The sequence below is a fragment of the Rhizobium sp. RU33A genome (genome assembly GCF_900156055.1).
Taxonomy (GTDB): Bacteria; Pseudomonadota; Alphaproteobacteria; order Rhizobiales; family Rhizobiaceae; genus Allorhizobium.
In genome coordinates, this window is sequence record NZ_FTMQ01000003.1 from 87,347 (window position 1) to 102,390 (window position 15,044).

Consider the following 15,044-nt stretch of genomic DNA (forward strand, 5'->3'; position numbering starts at 1 on the left):
AGTGCCCTTTGGCGCCGGAGTTTTAGCTCGCTTAGCCCTACATAGGGTGTCTTGCCCGAGCCTGATCTGCCGCAGGCGGAAGGGCCGCGTCTCAGACCCGGCCGCGTCGCGCCTCTGACGATCGTCCAAGCCTGTGCACAGCGCCAAAGGGCCCTTGCCGGACGCGGGCCCTCATGTTCCCTTTGCCGCATTTCCGCAACGACCAGAAGATTGCCATTCCCTGATGTCATCTCCCTTGAAACTCTACCTTGCCGGCCCGGAAGTCTTCCTGCCGAATGCCCGCGCCGTGCTCGATGAAAAGGCTGCAATGACGCGCACCTACGGCTTCGAGCCGATCTGCCCCGGAGACCTCGCTATCCCGCCCGCCCCGACCAAACGTCAGTTCGGGCTCAACATTTCGGAGATCGACGAGAGCTTCATGAACCGGGCGGATGGCGTGATCGCCAACTTGACCCCCTTTCGTGGCATCGCCGCTGATCCGGGCACGGTCTTCGAGCTCGGCTACATGTGCGGCGCCGGCAAGATCGTCGCCTGCTACACCAATGTCGCGGAGACACATTACCAGCGCACGCTCGCCTGGTATGGCGGCGCGCTCAGCCGCGATGCCGAAGGCCGGATGCGCGGGCCGGACGGTCACTCGCTTGAAGACTTCGACATGATCGAGAACCTGATGCTGCATGGCGGCGTCGAGCGCCGCGGCGGCCCGGTGGCCGTGCATGCGGCCGAACCCGAAAAGCTCTTCACCGATCTGACGGCCTTCGAGCAGTGCCTGAAGGCGCTGGCGGAAAGAGTCTGAATTCAGGGCTCGGCTACCCTGCCGTTCTAATGCCACCCTCCCCGGTGCGGGGAGGGTGGTCGTCTCTGTCAGGCTTTCTTGGCCGCCGGCTTCGCAGTCGGGTCTTCAAATCGGATGCCGCAATTGTTCTTGATCGAGGCAGCCTCGATTGCCTTCATCTCGCCCTTCAAACGCGCGACTTCCGGTGCCGGTGTTGTCCATCACTCGATCGGCGTGAACACCATCGAGTGCCCGTTGATGCAGTAGCGCAAGCCCGTCGGCTTCGGGCCGTCGGGAAAGACGTGTCCGAGATGCCCGCCGCAATTGGCGCAGCGGATTTCCGTGCGCACCATGCCGAAGGCGGTGTCGCGATGCTCGGTCACGGCATCCGCCTTCACCGGCTCGAAATAGCTCGGCCAGCCGCAGCCGGCGTCGAACTTGGTGTCGGAGACAAAGAGCGGCTCGTCGCAGGCCGCACAACTGTAGAGGCCCTTTTCGAAATTGTCCCAATAGGGGCCGGTAAAGGCGCGCTCGGTGCCGTGCTCGCGCAGGATCCGGTATTGCTCCGGCGTCAGCTGGTCGCGCCATTCGGCATCCGACTTGACGATCTTCGGGGCAGTCGTGGAAGCGGTCATGATGATCTCCTTGGCCAGGCGCGAGGCAGGGCAAAGCCTCGCGGGTGTTGCACTATAGATAGGGAGCGGGAGGCAAGGCGGCAATTGTCTGTCACTGAGCTTTGGTCGTTGCCGCCTCCCGTTTCTTTCACAAGAAACTGAACCCCCTCACTGCGAACTCACAGAATCGTGGGTTGACGCGTCCGTGAAGGGACAAGGTTCCGTTTTCGCTTGAGACAAAGGTTGGCTTGTCCTAACACGTGCCACCTTGTATCGACTGATGATCGAGCGCTGATCGTTGCCCACGGGGAGATGGAATGCCTGAGATGACGAGCGACATGACCTGGGTCGCCATGCTGTTGCCGTTTGCCGCCGCCGTTTTGGCGCCGTTCATCGTCTCCCGTCTCGGTGCAAACGGTGCCTGGGTCCTGGCGCTGGCTCCGGCGCTCGCCTTTGCCCATTTCGCCGGCTTCCTGCCCGAGATCGCGAGCGGCGAGCGCGTCACGGGTGGCTATGCCTGGGTGCCGAGCCTGAACCTCTCCTTCTCCTGGTTTATCGATGGGTTGTCGCTCACTTTCGCGCTTCTGATCACCGGCATCGGTACGCTGATCGTGCTCTATGCCGGCGGCTACATGAAGGGGCATCCGCAGCAGGGGCGCTTCATCGGCTTCATCCTGCTCTTCATGGGCGCCATGCTCGGCCTCGTCGTCTCCGACAGCTTCCTGATGCTCTTCGTCTTCTGGGAGCTGACCTCGATCACCTCCTTCCTGCTGATCGGCTTCGACCACACGCGTGAAGCCTCGCGCCGTGCGGCCTTGCAGGCGCTGGTCGTCACCGGCGGCGGTGGCCTCATCCTGCTCGCCGGCATGATCTTCATCTGGAACATCACCGGCGTCAGCCAGCTGTCGTTGCTCCTCTCCACCGGCGATGCGCTGCGCGACAGTCCCTTCTATCTTGCAGCCCTGCTGCTCGTGCTCGGCGGCGCCTTTACGAAGTCGGCCCAGTTCCCGTTCCATTTCTGGCTGCCCAACGCCATGGAAGCGCCGACCCCGGTCTCCGCCTATCTGCATTCGGCCACCATGGTGAAGGCCGGCGTCTATCTCCTGATGCGCCTCAACCCGGTCATGGGCGAAACGCCCGCCTGGGAAATCCTGCTGCCCTTCTTCGGCGGCATCACGCTGATCGTCGGCGCGGTCCTGGCCGTCCGCCAGACCGATTTGAAGCTGATGCTCGCCTATACGACGGTCGCCTCGCTCGGCCTGCTCGTCATGCTGACCGGCTTTGACACGCCCTACGCGGTCGAGGCGGCGGTGCTCTATCTCGTCGCCCACTCGCTCTTCAAGGGCGCGCTCTTCATGGTCGCCGGCGCGATCGACCACGAGGCAGGTACCCGTGACGTCACGAAGCTGGGTGGCCTCGGCAAACTGATGCCGATCACCTTCGCCGCCGCCATTCTCTCCGGCGTTTCCATGGCCGGACTGCCGCCGCTTTTCGGTTTCCTCGCCAAGGAAGAGATCTATTACGCACTGGCCGGCTCCGACCCGCGCGCCATCCTCTTCACGGCCGTGGCCGTCATCGGCAATGCGCTGATGTTCGTCATCGCCTTTGCCGTCGGCCTCAAGCCCTTCATCGGCAAGGAAGGCAAGACCCCGAAGCACGCCCATGAGGGACCGGTGCTCTTGTGGATCGGCCCGCTGACGCTCGCCCTCCTGTCGCTGGGCGGCGCGCTGTTCTCCGGCCTAACCCATCGCTTCATCTCGTCGCCCATGGCAAGCGCCGTCGATGGCGAGGCGCAGACCGTGACCATCGGCCTGATCCCCTCGCTCGGTGCCGCTCTCGCGCTGTCCGTGCTGACGGTGCTGATCGGCCTCGTGCTTTATCTCGGCCTCGAGCGTCTGAGGGCCGCCGTCGATCGGCTCGTCACGGGTCTCGGCGTCAGCCCCGACCGCGGCTTCGACCATTTCATCTCCGGCCTCGTGCGTTTCTCGACCTCGGTCACCCGCTTCGTCCAGAATGGCCGGCTTGAGACCTATATCACGCTTTCCTTCGTCTTCATCGCGGTCGTGCTTCTGGTGACGCCGATCGTCTTCGACGAACTGCCGAGAGACATGGTCCTGCCGCGCGATGTGGGCCTGCATGAAATGGCCATCCTGGTGATCGCGGTCATCGGCGTCATTGCCGTTCTCACCGCCAAGGATCGCCTGACCGCCATCGTCTGCCTCGGCATCCAGGGCTTCGCTGTCGCCGTCATCTTCCTCCTCTATGGCGCACCGGATCTCTCCTTCACCCAGTTCATGGTCGAGACGCTCTCGGTCATCATTCTGGCTCTGGTCATGACCCGCCTCAGGCTTTCGCTTTCCGACCATCGCCCGATGGCGGCGCGCCTGTTCGATGGTTCGCTGGCGATTGCCTGCGGTCTCGGCTTCGGCCTGATGCTGGTGGCCTCGACATCGGGTCCCTTCGATGGTTCGCTGTCGGCCTTCTTTGGTGAGCACTCCAAGATCATCGCCCACGGCGCCAATGTCGTGAACGTCATCATCGTCGACTACCGCGGTGTTGATACGCTGGGTGAGATCGCCGTCGTGATGATCACCGGCCTGTCCATCCTGGCCTTGATCCGCATCCGGGTGGGTGGTGCCCCGGCAGCACCGACCATGGCCCCGACCAACGCCTCCGCCGCGGTGGCACGTCCGAGCAAGACGAAAGGTGGCAAGCGCTCATGAATACCCTGATCTTCCGAACCTTTGCACCGTTCCTCACCGCGCTGATGCTGGTCTTTTCGATCTTCGTCCTGTTGCGCGGCCACAACGAGCCCGGCGGCGGCTTCATCGGCGGGCTGATCGGCGCTGCGGCCTTTGCCATGTACGGCATCGCCTTCGGCGTCCAGGCCGTGCGCCGCGCCATGGTTTTCCATCCGATGTCGATCGCCGGCTTTGGCCTGCTGGTCTCAACCCTGTCCGGCTTCATTTCCGCGCCGCTCGGTTACCCCTTCATGACCGGTATCTGGGTCTATCCGAGCCTCTTCGGTGTCGAAGTGCCGCTTGCAACGGTGATTTCCTTCGACATTGGCGTCTATCTCGTGGTCGTCGGCACCTTCGCCTCGATCGCGCTTGCACTCGAAGAAAGGGATGACGGCTGATGGAAGTCATCTTCTCGCTCGTCGTCGGTATTTTCTTTGCCGGCGCCGTCTATCTGATGCTGTCGAGAAAGATCGTCCGCATCCTGCTCGGCCTCGTGTTGCTCGGAAATGCCGTCAACATGCTGCTCTTCACCGCCGGTCGCCTGACCCCGTCTATTCCGCCGATCATTCCGGGCGGCGTCGACGTGCTGCCGGCTGGAACCGCCAATCCGCTGCCGCAGGCGCTCATCCTGACGGCGATCGTCATTTCCTTCTCCTTCTTCTGCTTCCTGCTGGTGCTGAGCTATCGCGCCTACCAGGACCTCGGCACCGACGACACGGGTGAAATGCGTGTCGCCGAGCCGATGGACGAGCCGCTGCCGCCGAGCGGCTACTGAGCGGGAGACACGAGGACCACATGGCTGCCCCCACAACGACCCCTGCCGACTACGCCGCCGCCTATGTCATGGAGCCGATGACGGCTGCCGACTGGCTCGCGGTCACGCCGATGGCGCTCTGCATCGCCTTCGGCGCGATCCTGATGATGATCCGCCACCGCACCCATTGGCATCCGCCGGTGGCGCTGGCCGGACTGGCGCTGCTCGTCCTCAACAACGGGCTGCTTCTCGCCAAGGTCATGGCCGACGGCCCCCTGAACATGATGATGGGCCGCTGGCTGCCGCCCTTCGGCATTGCCATCACCGTCGACCTTGCCGGTGCATTGCTGGCGCTTTCGGCCGCCATCGTCGCCTTCTGCGGCGCGCTCTACGCCCATGTCGAGATCAGCAACAGCGGTCGCCGCTATGGCTTCTACCCGCTTCTGATGCTGCTGATGGCCGGCGTCTGCGGTGCCTTCCTGACCGGCGACATCTTCAACCTCTATGTCTGGTTCGAAGTGCTGCTGATCTCCTCCTTCGGTCTGTTGATCCTCGGGTCCGAGCGGGAGCAGATCGATGGCGCGCTGAAATATGCGGTCCTCAACCTGATGGCGACGACGCTCTTCCTGATCGCTGTCGGTTATCTCTACGCCATCTTCGGCACGCTCAACATGGCCGATATCGCCATGAAGGTTCCGCAATATGCGGAGACCGCGCCGCTGATGACGCTGACGGCGCTCTTCATTCTGGCCTTCTCGATGAAGGCTGCGGCCTTCCCGGTGAATTTCTGGCTGCCGGCCTCCTATCACACGCCGCGCGTGGTCGTGTCGGCGCTGTTTGCCGGCCTCTTGACCAAGGTCGGTGTCTACGCGCTGTTCCGCGTCGTGGTGATGCTCTTCCCCGTCGAGCGTGAGGCGCTCAGCCTCGTGATCGCGATCGTCGCAGCACTCACCATGATCTTCGGCGCGATCGGCGCACTCGCCCAGAACGACATCCGCCGCTTCCTCGGTTTCGTCGTCATTGCCGGCATCGGCAACATGATGGCGGGCGTCGCGATCGGCGGCGACATGGCGGTGGGTGCTGCGATCTTCTATGCGCTGCACTCCATCCTCCTGATGACGGCGCTCTACCTGGTCGCCGGCGAGATCGGCCGCATCGGCGGCAGCTTCCGCCTCGACCGCGTCGCCGGCCTCTGGACGGCAGCGCCTGCCTTCGCCGCGATCACCCTTGCGCTGTTCTTCGCCGCAAGCGGCCTTCCGCCGTTCTCCGGCTTCTGGCCCAAGGCGCTTCTGGTCAAGGCCTCGATCGATATCGGCGCCTGGTGGCTGGCCGCATCGGTCCTTGTCTCCGGCTTCCTGACGACGATCGCCTTTGGCCGCGTCTTCCTCTTCTCCTTCTGGCGCCCGGTCGCTGTCGAGGGCAGCGCACAGGCAAAGTCCACCCCGGCATCGGCGGGCGCGCTGCGCTGGCGTTTCACGCCGATCCTCATCCTGACCGGTTTTGTTGTCTGGTTCGGCCTCTTCCCGGATAGCCTGATCGTCGTCACGCAACAGGCAGCCGCCGGTCTTTCGGATCCCACCGCCTATATCCGCTCCGTCTTCCCTGAAGGAGGTGCCCGATGAGCCTTTATGCACTCAGCATCCTGATGGCGGTGATCTGGGCCACCGTCTCCGGCAGCTTCACGGTCCCCAACCTGATCTTCGGCTTCGTCATCTCGCTCTTGACGCTTTACCTCCTGCGCGAGCGTTTCGTCGGACGCGACTACACGAGCCGCTTCCGCCGCGTGTTGGCTCTGGTCCTGCTCTTTCTCGTCGAGCTCGCCAAGTCCGCCTGGCGTGTCGCGACGCTCGTGCTCAAGCCGAAGATGGATCTGAAACCCGGCATCTTCGCCTACCCGCTGATGGTGAAAAGCGATTGGGAGATCTCGCTGCTCGCCAATCTCATCACGCTCACCCCGGGCACGCTCTCCGTTGACGTGTCCGAGGACCGCTCGACGCTCTACATTCACGCGATTGACTGCTCCGATGTCGAGGCCGCCCGCCGTGACATCGCCGAGGGCTTCGAGAAGAAGATCATGGAGGCGTTTGCCTGATGACCCCTGAACTCATCGTCGAATACGCATCCGTCGCCGCTATCGTCATCCTCGTGGTCGCGCTGTTGATGACCGTCTACCGCGCCGTCGTCGGACCGACCCTGCCGGACCGCGTCATCGCCCTCGACATGCTCGTCGGCATTGTCATCGGCTTCATCGCCGTAATTGCGCTCAGAACCGGCTTTACGCTCTACATCGATATCGCGATCGCGCTTGGCCTTGTCGGCTTCCTCGCAACCGTCGCCTTCGCCCGCTTCATCCTGGCGCGTGGCCGCGTCGGCGAGGGGGAGGAGGTTGAAGCCGGTCCGGGGCAGTCGAAGAAGGCCGCAAAGACGAAGGCGGCAAAGAACGCCAAGGCAAGCAAACCGGCCGCACCGCTCGGCAAGGAGGCCAAATGATCTCGCTTCTCGCAGCCATCGCCATTGCCGTTCTGACCATCGGCGGCGCGCTTTTCTCCCTGATCGCCGCCATCGGCCTCAATCGCCTGCCTGACCTCTATACGCGGATGCACGCGGCCTCCAAGGCCGGCACGGTCGGCTCCGGCCTGCTGCTTCTCGCCGTTGGCCTGCATGCGGCCGATGTCGCGACCTTCGGCCGTGCTCTGGCCGGCATCGTCTTTTTCGTCCTGACGGCCCCGATCTCAGCCCATCTCCTTGCCCGCGCAGCCCATAAAGTCGGCTACAAGCTGTCGTCCGCATCGGTACGTGACGATATGATGTCATAATGAAACGGCTCATATTCCCGGTTGAGTAAGCGTCTCTATTGAAATCCTAGCTAAGTTGCTCAGTGCAAATTGGCTGATTGGCGAATAGAAAAGTTTTATACCCGTCAAATCTAGTAGAAATATGATGTGGACATTTGCGGCAGGGGTGTTAATTCATTCCTGAGAGCGCTGATCTGTTGCGTTCGCGGTATCTAGGTGAAGTGAACTGCCAGCTATTGGCAGTGTCTAACAACTGATCTTCGCTGAAATCTGCGTGGCATTACGCCGGACGGTTTGGGGCCGGCCCGGCAAATTGGTGATCTTCGTGGGGGTGTCTTTAGCCTTCCCTGTCCGGCCGGATCGGGAAGACGTTGAAACTATTGTCTGCAGGGGCGGCGGCCCCTTCGGGATCTGAACAGGAGAATTGAATGACTGAAACCCAGCAGGGTCCAAGCCAGCAGTTGCTGGTCGAACTGACCGCTGACATCGTCTCTGCCTATGTCAGCAACCACGTCGTCCAGGTCAGCGACCTGACCAACCTGATTGCCGATGTGCATATGGCCCTGAACAACACCGCTTCGCCGACTCCGGCCCCCGTGGTCGTCGAAAAGCCGAAGCCGCCAGTTCCGATCCGCAAGTCGATCGAGGACGATTATCTGATCTGCCTCGAAGACGGCCAGAAGTTCAAGTCGCTGAAGCGACACCTGATGACCCATTACAACATGACCCCGGACGAATACCGCGAGAAGTGGGGCCTGCCGGCTGACTACCCGATGGTTGCTCCGGCCTATGCAGAAGCGCGTTCGCGCCTCGCAAAGGAAATGGGCCTCGGTCAGCGCCGCAAGCGCGCAAAGTAAGCCTTCTTTGGTTTTCTCACCCGCGATGAAGATCAGGCCGGTCCCGCGACCGGCCTTTTTTGTATCAATAAATAGGAAAAAGATCCGCTTTCACCGGTTGATCGCCACGCGCACCACGCAGGTGGTCGCCTTTTCTAAGGTCGCGGAAATGGTGCCGATGCCCCTAGAATCATGGGGTTCACATTCTCTCCAGCTCTGCTAGCTTGGATAGGAATAAAATCCTTTATCGGAGTGTGGCATGACCCCCGACGAAACCTTCAGTCCGCCATCCCAGACCCTTCCCGTTGCACCCTCTGTCGAATGGCAGCCAGCAGCCGAGGCGGACGATGTTCCCGACCGCCCCCTGACGCCCGAGCGACGGCTACTCTGCATGATCGTCCGGCAATTGACCGAGGAATTGCTGCGCGCCACAGGCCTCGAACATGATCAGGAGCCCGGCCGTCGGGCCACGAGCCATGTCCGCCAGGTGGCGATGTATGTCTGCCACGTCGCCTATTCGATGCCCATGGGGGAGGTGGCCCAGGCCTTCGGCCGTGAGCGCACCACGGTCGGCCATGCCTGCCGTATGGTCGAAGACCGCCGCGACGACCGCGCATACGACACCTTTGTCGCGATTGTCGAGCGCATGGCAAGCGCCGTCCACCTGATTGCCGGCAAGCGCATCTGAAGGAGAGGGCAGGTCATGACCCGCAGCGAACGAAAGCAGATCCGCCAGCTCCTCCGCCGTGCCCTGGCCGGCACCCTGGAACAGCCTCCGCACGGCGCCAGCGGTCGGGCGGCCTCGTCGCCAACCGACGACGGTACGCCCGAACTCCTCGCCCGCCTGGTGGCCGACGGCTTGCTTCTCCGCACCCAGGACGGCCTTGCTCCCACCGCCGAGACAGCCGCTTGGCTGCGCCGTGATCTCTGCGACCTGCCCGAGGAGGCCCATGCCGGTCAGCACCGCACGGTCGAGGTCGGTACGCTCGATATGCCGCAGGGCCGCCAGTCCGTGCGCCGCAACCTGCAGGAATCGCCGCTCTTTCCTCTGCTGCGCCTCAAGGAGAAGGACGGTCGCCCATTTCTGCCAGAGGAGGCTGTTGCCGCCGGTGAGCGTCTGGCAGCCGATTTTGACTTTGCTGGCCTGCAGCCGCGCATCACCGCCAGCTGGCAGCCGCGGCTTTCGACCCGCAACACGGGCGCACCCCTGCCGGCGGCTGACTTCGCCGATGCGACGCTCTCGGCCCGCAACCGCGTCAATCGTGCCGTCCAGGCTATGGGACCGGAGCTCTCAGGCGTGGCGCTCGATGTCTGCTGCTTCGGCAAGGGGCTGGAAACCGTCGAGCACGAGCGCCAGTGGCCGGCCCGTTCCGCCAAGCTGATGCTGCGCACCGCCTTGCTGTCGCTCGCCCGCCACTATGCCCCGCCACCCCTCCGGCCCCGCACCCGCCACTGGGGCGACGAGGGATTTCGACCGGAGATCAGCTGACAGGGATCAGGGCAGAATGTCGTCGACGTCAGGCGCGATCGCCGGCACCTTGTCGAGCACGGCGAGCGCCGCTTGCCGATCGCCCGTCTCAGCCCTCTGCCGTAGCGTCAGGATTGCCCTGCGATGCCCGATGCCATCGGCGATCAGGCTCGACAACAGCTGGTTCAGCGAAACATTGTCCTCTGCCGCGGCACGGCGTGCCTCTTCCAGGACATGGTCTGGCAAACGAAGGGGATAGCTGCTCATGTTAAAGGCCTCCTTCTGAGCTCCGCCGCGATCTCGGCTGCCGGGCATGCCGCAATGCCAAAGCTCCGAAGCGCTGAATGGTGGAAGTGTTTGTCATTGGTCACGATTCGTCTGGCTCCTGCGGCCAGTGCGCATTCGATGTAAAGCTCGTCCTTGGGGTCATCTAGGACAGGTCGATATCTGAATGCGGGAGACACCAGTCTTGCCTGCTGCAGCAGTGCATTCAACACAGTGTCCACGTCGCCGCTGGTTATGGGCGAGTATTGCCCCAGGATGCCGGTTCGCTTGAGTACGTCCTCGTATTCAAGTGCAACAGCAGGCGACATGGCGAATGACAATTGCCCGTTGAGCATTGCCCTCAGAACCACATGCGATGCGCCGAGCGAAGAACGTAGAGCCGCCAGAATGATGTTAACATCAACAACGATCATGCCCCTACAATGATATCACATGTGATATCAGTCAAGGAGTCTGGCAGCTCACACCAGCCGGCGTGCCGCCTCTTCGCGGATCCGCTGGATCATCGAGCGCAACCCGTTGGCGCGCTGCGCCGTCAGGTGTTCGAGAAGGCCAAGCTGCTTGAAGAGATCGAGCGCATCGAAGCTGACCACGTCGGACGCCTTCTTGCCGGAATAGGCGGCCAGCACGATCGCCACGAGACCGCGCACGATGAAGGCATCGCTGTCGCCACGAAAGGTCATGTCCGGATCGGAGCCGTCGCTTGAGGACACCGAGAGCCAGACCTGGCTCGCGCAGCCCTGCACCTTGTTCTCGGCGGACTTCTCGCTGTCGGGCAGATCCGGCAGTGCCTTGCCGAGCTCGATGACGTAGCGCATCCGGTCCTCCCAATCATCCAGGAAGCCGAAGTCGTCGATCATCTCGTTCAAATTAGCCATGCTGCACCCGCTTGTTACGTCGGACCCATATAGTTGAGACCGACAGGCTTTTGAACTGGCTGCGGCAATGAAAGCGTTGCTTGAGCGAAGCCCGAAAAAAGAAAAGCCACGCAGCTTGCGCCACGCGGCCCGGCAAATGCCGAATTCAGTCAGGGACAGGCAGACAGGCATCCGGTCTATGGCAGAACCGGCTGCAAGGCAGGGAGGGGGGCGGCTATCCGCCCCGGAATTCATCAGATGACCGCTTGAGCGTCGGTCAAGCGCGTCCAAGCCCTCATGGCTTTGGCGGCTGGTAGGGTTTCGGCAGATGCCTCGGCCGTTCCGTCGGTGTCACCGTGCCGGTGATGACAGGCGCTTCGGTGTCGGCACTGACGAGTTGCGGGCTCGCGACCTGCGGCCGGATGATCTCGACCGCACCACTCTGGGGAGCCGGGATCTCGTCGGCGACGACCGCCGCACCATCCTCGGTGAACTGTTGGTCGAGCAACTGATAGGCGACGAGTGCCCCTTCGCGGGCCCGCTGACCGAGCGCCTGGAAGGTCTGGGCACCCTTTTCGCAAACCTCGGGCTTCTCGACGCAGAGCGAGGTGACATACTCATAGGCACCGCTTGCGGCGGTGATGGCAGCACCCATGTCGAAGCTGGCACCGTCCTTTTCCTCTGCAGGCGGCGCCGCGAGGAAGGACAGCGCGACAAGCGTCGCGGTGCAATAGAAAGTTCCCTTGATCAGAAACCACATGGTCTTCACCAAATCCCTGTTGCCGGTCTTTGCCGGAACGGTCCGGGTTTCTCCCCGAACTCATGAATTCCACCCTAGGTTTGATTCGCGAAAATCGATTTGCCAAAGACGGTCGGTTTTGATGCGAATTCGACTAAAATTTGAGTGATCTCCCCATTTCGGGACGCGTCGATAAAAGTTTAGCGGTCAGCGTTAAGCATAAATGTGGCGCTGGCCCCGCAATCCACCGCTTTTGGTCTCATGCCGTCGACACAAATCTTAACGACCATCGGAAAACTTGAATGATTTCAGTGCTTACGCCCCGTTAACCATGATTTGGAAAGCCTCGTTCGGCTGTCCTGTTTCGGGTCAGAACGGCTGAGCTGGGGCCCTTCCGGGGCTCTGCCTTATCTATTCCTTAAGCGCGTCGGCCTATCCTCAGACCCATAAATCAGATGAACCGGTCGCGGATTTCTGGCGTGGTTGTATTGCGTAAAATGTCGGCTGCACTGACGGTAAAGATGGACGGGCTCCTGGCCCGTCTTCTCGTGCGTCATGCTGTCGGCCGTCCGGTCGACCGGGCCGAGATTGTCGCCTTGCGCAGGCTGACCTTTGCGGTTCTGCCCGTGATCGTCGCGGTGCCCGCCATTCTCACTCTGGTCTTTGGCGTCGCCACCGGCCTGCCGATCGGTTTTGCCCTCGTTACCGCCCTTTATCTTCTCGCAGCCCTGGCGCTGGTCTCGGGCCTTCGCCTCGGAAGCGAGCGGGACGAAGCCAAGACGGTCCTCGCAACCATCCCGACTGACCCTTACGAATACTGCCCCGGCCTTTTCCTGACGCTCGATGCGACGGGAATTGTGCGCGCGGCCGGTGGTCGCGACCGTCAGATGTTCCTCTCCTTCCTGCGCGAGCCGCTGTCGCGCGCTTTTGTCGAGCAGGTGCATGTTTCCGACCGTCTGGCCTTCGTCCAGGCGCTCGACGAGCTCCGCCTCGGTGCCGATGTCGTCGTGACGGATCTCAGGCTCGACCGCCCGGTGATCGGCCTCGATCAGGCCCAGTTCCTCAATGTCCGTCTCGACATGACCGCCGTTCGCTCCGACGATGGTACGCTTGCCGGTGTCCGCGCCCAGATGCTCGACATTGAGGGCGAGATGCTGATGCGCGACGAAGTCGCCCGCAAGGAAGAAGAAGCAAGCGCCGCCCACGAGATCAAGAGCCGCTTCCTGGCCGCCGTCAGCCACGAGATGCGCACGCCGCTCAACGCGATCCTTGGTTTCTCCGATATCCTGATCGGCGAGTATTTCGGCAAGCTCGAAAACGACCGCCAGCGCGAATACGTCCAGCTGATCCGCCAATCCGGCGCGCACCTGCTCTCTGTCGTCAACACCATGCTCGACATGTCGAAGATCGAGGCCGGCCGCTACGAACTGATGCTAGAGGATGTCGATCTCGCGCAGTCGCTGACCGAATGCGAACGCATGCTTTCGCTGCAGGCCCAGACCAAGGGCGTCAAGCTGACCAGCCGTCTGCCCAAGGGCCTCGGCGAAATCTCGGCGGACGGCCGCGCGCTGCGCCAGATCGTCATCAACCTTGTCGGCAATGCCATCAAGTTCACCGATGCCGGTGGCGCCGTGAACATCGATGCCACAAGACAGGGCAACGACGTCACGATCAGCATCAGCGACACCGGTATCGGCATCTCCCCGGACAAGATGGCGCTGCTCGGTCGCCCGTTTACACAAGTGCAGAACGATCTCAATCGCAACTACGAGGGTTCCGGCCTTGGCCTTTCGCTGGTAAAGGGATTGACGGCGCTCCATGGCGGCACCTTCAGGATCGAAAGCCGTGCAGGCGAGGGCACCGTGGTCTTGGTGACGCTGCCGGCAGACGGTTCGGGCGCCAGGGCTGCCGGTGAAACGAACATGGTCGAATTCCCGCCGCGCCTTGCCGAGACGGGGAGTGAACTGACAAGGGGTGGGAAAGCACCGGGGCATGACGAAGCGAAAGCGAAAATCGCCTGAGAAGAAGAAGGCGGGCTCGAAGGTCCTCCTGGCACTCTCGACGGCCGCTGGCGCCCTTGCGCGGCTTGCCGGACGTCATCCGCGCGCCGTGGGTGGCGCTTTCTGCTTTACGCTCGTCTTCGGCACGATTGCCGCCAATGCCCTCTGGTACCAGCCGGGTCAGCATCCCTCGCCATTCCTGCGCACCCGCGATGCTGCCGATTTCACCGCCCTTGCCGGCACGCCGCGCAGCCCGCTGTTGAGCGAACAGGACGCGGACAACGTCACGACCTTTCGCATCGAACGCGAAAGGCCTGGCAACGAAACGACACCCTCGGATACGACCGAAGCCCGTCCGGCCGCGGCGCCGGCTCAAACCGCGACCTCCGTCTCGCCCGTGCCCGCGAGCCTTCCCGCCAATGCCGCGGAGACAGCCGGCCTCATTCGCCAGGTCCAGGGTGAACTCCTGCGCCGCGGTCTCTACGATGGCGAGGCAGACGGCGTCATCGGGCCGCGCACCGAAACCGCCATTGCTATCTTCCAGAAGACCGTCGGCATGGAAGCGAACGGCCTCGTGACCCCGGAACTCCTGGCAGCGCTCACGCTCGATCGCGGCATCACCGCCGCCGTTCCGGCGCAGCGCCCGGTGATGGATGTCGAGGCGCCGGGAGAAGACCCGGTTGCCGCTGCCATCCGCAATTCCGAAGCCCAGGTGGTGACCGCGCCGCGGCGTCCGGTGACCGCCGCTCAGCCGGTTCCACCGAAAACCGTCGAACCGACGGCCCCACCGCCGGTCCAGCAGGCGAACTTCGATCCGGGCCTCGTCATGGAGATCCAGCGAGGCCTCTCCAACATGGCCTACAAGAACATCCGCATCGACGGTGTGCCGGGGGAAGACACCCGTGCCGCCATTCGACGCTTCGAGCGCCACTACCAGCTGCCGGAAACCGGCGAGCCGAGCGCGGCCGTCTTGAAGAAGCTGAAATCCATCGGCGCCCTTTGATCATGTGCCACTGAAGCGGCGGCGGCTCTAGTCCATCCAGGGCAACAAGCCCAGATGTGCCGCAGCCGGCGCTGTGAAGCTTGTCGAATACAGGCTCTCCCCCGCCTCGATGCTCCGGTCCCATCTGAAAATTGCTTGCGACCGAGCTTCCCCCGGACTTTCGTCTAGGCGAATTTT

General features: G+C 62.7%; 18 protein-coding genes. 13 read left to right on the forward strand and 5 right to left on the reverse strand.

The annotated features are described in order from the left end of the window. The first annotated feature begins 223 nt into the window (after positions 1–223). On the forward strand, positions 224–796 hold the full coding sequence (locus BW978_RS11255) for a nucleoside 2-deoxyribosyltransferase (protein ID WP_083697604.1): 573 nt from the start codon (positions 224–226) through the stop codon (positions 794–796). A gap of 200 nt (positions 797–996) precedes the next feature. Here BW978_RS11255 and msrB read toward each other — a convergent pair whose 3' ends face one another. After that, positions 997–1,410: a peptide-methionine (R)-S-oxide reductase MsrB gene (msrB, locus tag BW978_RS11260; protein ID WP_076395163.1), complete on the reverse strand. Its 414-nt coding sequence runs from the start codon at positions 1,408–1,410 to the stop codon at positions 997–999. A 305-nt stretch (positions 1,411–1,715) separates the two neighbouring features. On the opposite strand from msrB, the gene BW978_RS11265 reads away from it, so the two are divergent. The 10 genes from BW978_RS11265 to BW978_RS11310 all read left to right on the forward strand — a co-directional run bounded on the left by BW978_RS11265 (position 1,716) and on the right by BW978_RS11310 (position 10,004). After that, positions 1,716–4,112, forward strand: a complete 2,397-nt coding sequence (locus BW978_RS11265) for a putative monovalent cation/H+ antiporter subunit A (RefSeq protein ID WP_076396462.1) — start codon at positions 1,716–1,718, stop codon at positions 4,110–4,112. Next, positions 4,109–4,528 carry a Na+/H+ antiporter subunit B gene (locus BW978_RS11270; RefSeq protein WP_054149850.1) on the forward strand — a complete coding sequence of 140 codons (420 nt, stop codon included), beginning with the start codon at positions 4,109–4,111 and terminating at the stop codon, positions 4,526–4,528. The genes BW978_RS11265 and BW978_RS11270 overlap by 4 nt, the downstream gene beginning before the upstream one ends. Continuing rightward, entirely contained in the window at positions 4,528–4,905 is a 378-nt protein-coding gene (locus tag BW978_RS11275; RefSeq protein WP_076395165.1) for a Na+/H+ antiporter subunit C, read from the forward strand. Before BW978_RS11270 ends, BW978_RS11275 begins: the two co-directional genes overlap by 1 nt. A gap of 20 nt (positions 4,906–4,925) precedes the next feature. Beyond that, positions 4,926–6,506 (forward strand): Na+/H+ antiporter subunit D, encoded by a 1,581-nt coding sequence (locus BW978_RS11280; protein WP_076395167.1) that lies wholly within the window; start codon positions 4,926–4,928, stop codon positions 6,504–6,506. Beyond that, a complete protein-coding gene (locus BW978_RS11285) occupies positions 6,503–6,976 on the forward strand; it encodes a Na+/H+ antiporter subunit E (protein ID WP_076395169.1) in 474 nt (157 codons plus the stop codon). Before BW978_RS11280 ends, BW978_RS11285 begins: the two co-directional genes overlap by 4 nt. Beyond that, entirely contained in the window at positions 6,976–7,374 is a 399-nt protein-coding gene (locus BW978_RS11290; RefSeq protein WP_076395171.1) for a cation:proton antiporter, read from the forward strand. The genes BW978_RS11285 and BW978_RS11290 overlap by 1 nt, the downstream gene beginning before the upstream one ends. Further along, positions 7,371–7,700: a monovalent cation/H(+) antiporter subunit G gene (gene mnhG, locus BW978_RS11295; RefSeq protein WP_076395173.1), complete on the forward strand. Its 330-nt coding sequence runs from the start codon at positions 7,371–7,373 to the stop codon at positions 7,698–7,700. Before BW978_RS11290 ends, mnhG begins: the two co-directional genes overlap by 4 nt. Before the next feature lie 407 nt (positions 7,701–8,107). Beyond that, positions 8,108–8,536 (forward strand): Ros/MucR family transcriptional regulator, encoded by a 429-nt coding sequence (locus BW978_RS11300; RefSeq protein ID WP_076395175.1) that lies wholly within the window; start codon positions 8,108–8,110, stop codon positions 8,534–8,536. A 238-nt stretch (positions 8,537–8,774) separates the two neighbouring features. Beyond that, on the forward strand, positions 8,775–9,203 hold the full coding sequence (locus BW978_RS11305) for a helix-turn-helix domain-containing protein (RefSeq protein ID WP_076395177.1): 429 nt from the start codon (positions 8,775–8,777) through the stop codon (positions 9,201–9,203). A gap of 15 nt (positions 9,204–9,218) precedes the next feature. Continuing rightward, on the forward strand, positions 9,219–10,004 hold the full coding sequence (locus tag BW978_RS11310) for a DUF6456 domain-containing protein (protein ID WP_076395179.1): 786 nt from the start codon (positions 9,219–9,221) through the stop codon (positions 10,002–10,004). 6 nt (positions 10,005–10,010) lie between these two features. On the opposite strand, the gene BW978_RS11315 is transcribed toward BW978_RS11310, so the two are convergent. From BW978_RS11315 to BW978_RS11330, 4 genes are all read right to left on the reverse strand, one after another. Then, complete coding sequence (locus BW978_RS11315; protein WP_076395181.1) at positions 10,011–10,250, reverse strand: hypothetical protein; 240 nt, start codon at positions 10,248–10,250, stop codon at positions 10,011–10,013. Beyond that, complete coding sequence (locus BW978_RS11320) at positions 10,247–10,681, reverse strand: putative toxin-antitoxin system toxin component, PIN family (RefSeq protein WP_076395183.1); 435 nt, start codon at positions 10,679–10,681, stop codon at positions 10,247–10,249. Before BW978_RS11320 ends, BW978_RS11315 begins: the two co-directional genes overlap by 4 nt. Before the next feature lie 48 nt (positions 10,682–10,729). Beyond that, positions 10,730–11,146 carry a SufE family protein gene (locus BW978_RS11325; protein ID WP_076395185.1) on the reverse strand — a complete coding sequence of 139 codons (417 nt, stop codon included), beginning with the start codon at positions 11,144–11,146 and terminating at the stop codon, positions 10,730–10,732. 274 nt (positions 11,147–11,420) lie between these two features. Beyond that, complete coding sequence (locus BW978_RS11330) at positions 11,421–11,885, reverse strand: DUF5330 domain-containing protein (RefSeq protein WP_076395187.1); 465 nt, start codon at positions 11,883–11,885, stop codon at positions 11,421–11,423. A gap of 458 nt (positions 11,886–12,343) precedes the next feature. Here BW978_RS11330 and BW978_RS11335 point away from each other — a divergent pair, with 458 nt between their 5' ends. Beyond that, positions 12,344–13,885 (forward strand): sensor histidine kinase, encoded by a 1,542-nt coding sequence (locus BW978_RS11335; RefSeq protein ID WP_244551944.1) that lies wholly within the window; start codon positions 12,344–12,346, stop codon positions 13,883–13,885. After that, positions 13,857–14,867 carry a peptidoglycan-binding domain-containing protein gene (locus tag BW978_RS11340; RefSeq protein WP_076395191.1) on the forward strand — a complete coding sequence of 337 codons (1,011 nt, stop codon included), beginning with the start codon at positions 13,857–13,859 and terminating at the stop codon, positions 14,865–14,867. The genes BW978_RS11335 and BW978_RS11340 overlap by 29 nt, the downstream gene beginning before the upstream one ends. Positions 14,868–15,044 lie beyond the last annotated feature (177 nt).

What these genes read in the sequence shown, in the direction of transcription:
- BW978_RS11255 (WP_083697604.1), top strand. Translation starts at nt 224, where the DNA reads ATGTCATCTCCCTTGAAACTCTACCTTGCCGGCCCGGAAGTCTTCCTG.
- msrB (WP_076395163.1), bottom strand. Translation starts at nt 1,410, where the DNA reads ATGACCGCTTCCACGACTGCCCCGAAGATCGTCAAGTCGGATGCCGAA.
- BW978_RS11265 (WP_076396462.1), top strand. Translation starts at nt 1,716, where the DNA reads ATGACGAGCGACATGACCTGGGTCGCCATGCTGTTGCCGTTTGCCGCC.
- BW978_RS11270 (WP_054149850.1), top strand. Translation starts at nt 4,109, where the DNA reads ATGAATACCCTGATCTTCCGAACCTTTGCACCGTTCCTCACCGCGCTG.
- BW978_RS11275 (WP_076395165.1), top strand. Translation starts at nt 4,528, where the DNA reads ATGGAAGTCATCTTCTCGCTCGTCGTCGGTATTTTCTTTGCCGGCGCC.
- BW978_RS11280 (WP_076395167.1), top strand. Translation starts at nt 4,926, where the DNA reads ATGGCTGCCCCCACAACGACCCCTGCCGACTACGCCGCCGCCTATGTC.
- BW978_RS11285 (WP_076395169.1), top strand. Translation starts at nt 6,503, where the DNA reads ATGAGCCTTTATGCACTCAGCATCCTGATGGCGGTGATCTGGGCCACC.
- BW978_RS11290 (WP_076395171.1), top strand. Translation starts at nt 6,976, where the DNA reads ATGACCCCTGAACTCATCGTCGAATACGCATCCGTCGCCGCTATCGTC.
- mnhG (WP_076395173.1), top strand. Translation starts at nt 7,371, where the DNA reads ATGATCTCGCTTCTCGCAGCCATCGCCATTGCCGTTCTGACCATCGGC.
- BW978_RS11300 (WP_076395175.1), top strand. Translation starts at nt 8,108, where the DNA reads ATGACTGAAACCCAGCAGGGTCCAAGCCAGCAGTTGCTGGTCGAACTG.
- BW978_RS11305 (WP_076395177.1), top strand. Translation starts at nt 8,775, where the DNA reads ATGACCCCCGACGAAACCTTCAGTCCGCCATCCCAGACCCTTCCCGTT.
- BW978_RS11310 (WP_076395179.1), top strand. Translation starts at nt 9,219, where the DNA reads ATGACCCGCAGCGAACGAAAGCAGATCCGCCAGCTCCTCCGCCGTGCC.
- BW978_RS11315 (WP_076395181.1), bottom strand. Translation starts at nt 10,250, where the DNA reads ATGAGCAGCTATCCCCTTCGTTTGCCAGACCATGTCCTGGAAGAGGCA.
- BW978_RS11320 (WP_076395183.1), bottom strand. Translation starts at nt 10,681, where the DNA reads ATGATCGTTGTTGATGTTAACATCATTCTGGCGGCTCTACGTTCTTCG.
- BW978_RS11325 (WP_076395185.1), bottom strand. Translation starts at nt 11,146, where the DNA reads ATGGCTAATTTGAACGAGATGATCGACGACTTCGGCTTCCTGGATGAT.
- BW978_RS11330 (WP_076395187.1), bottom strand. Translation starts at nt 11,885, where the DNA reads ATGTGGTTTCTGATCAAGGGAACTTTCTATTGCACCGCGACGCTTGTC.
- BW978_RS11340 (WP_076395191.1), top strand. Translation starts at nt 13,857, where the DNA reads ATGACGAAGCGAAAGCGAAAATCGCCTGAGAAGAAGAAGGCGGGCTCG.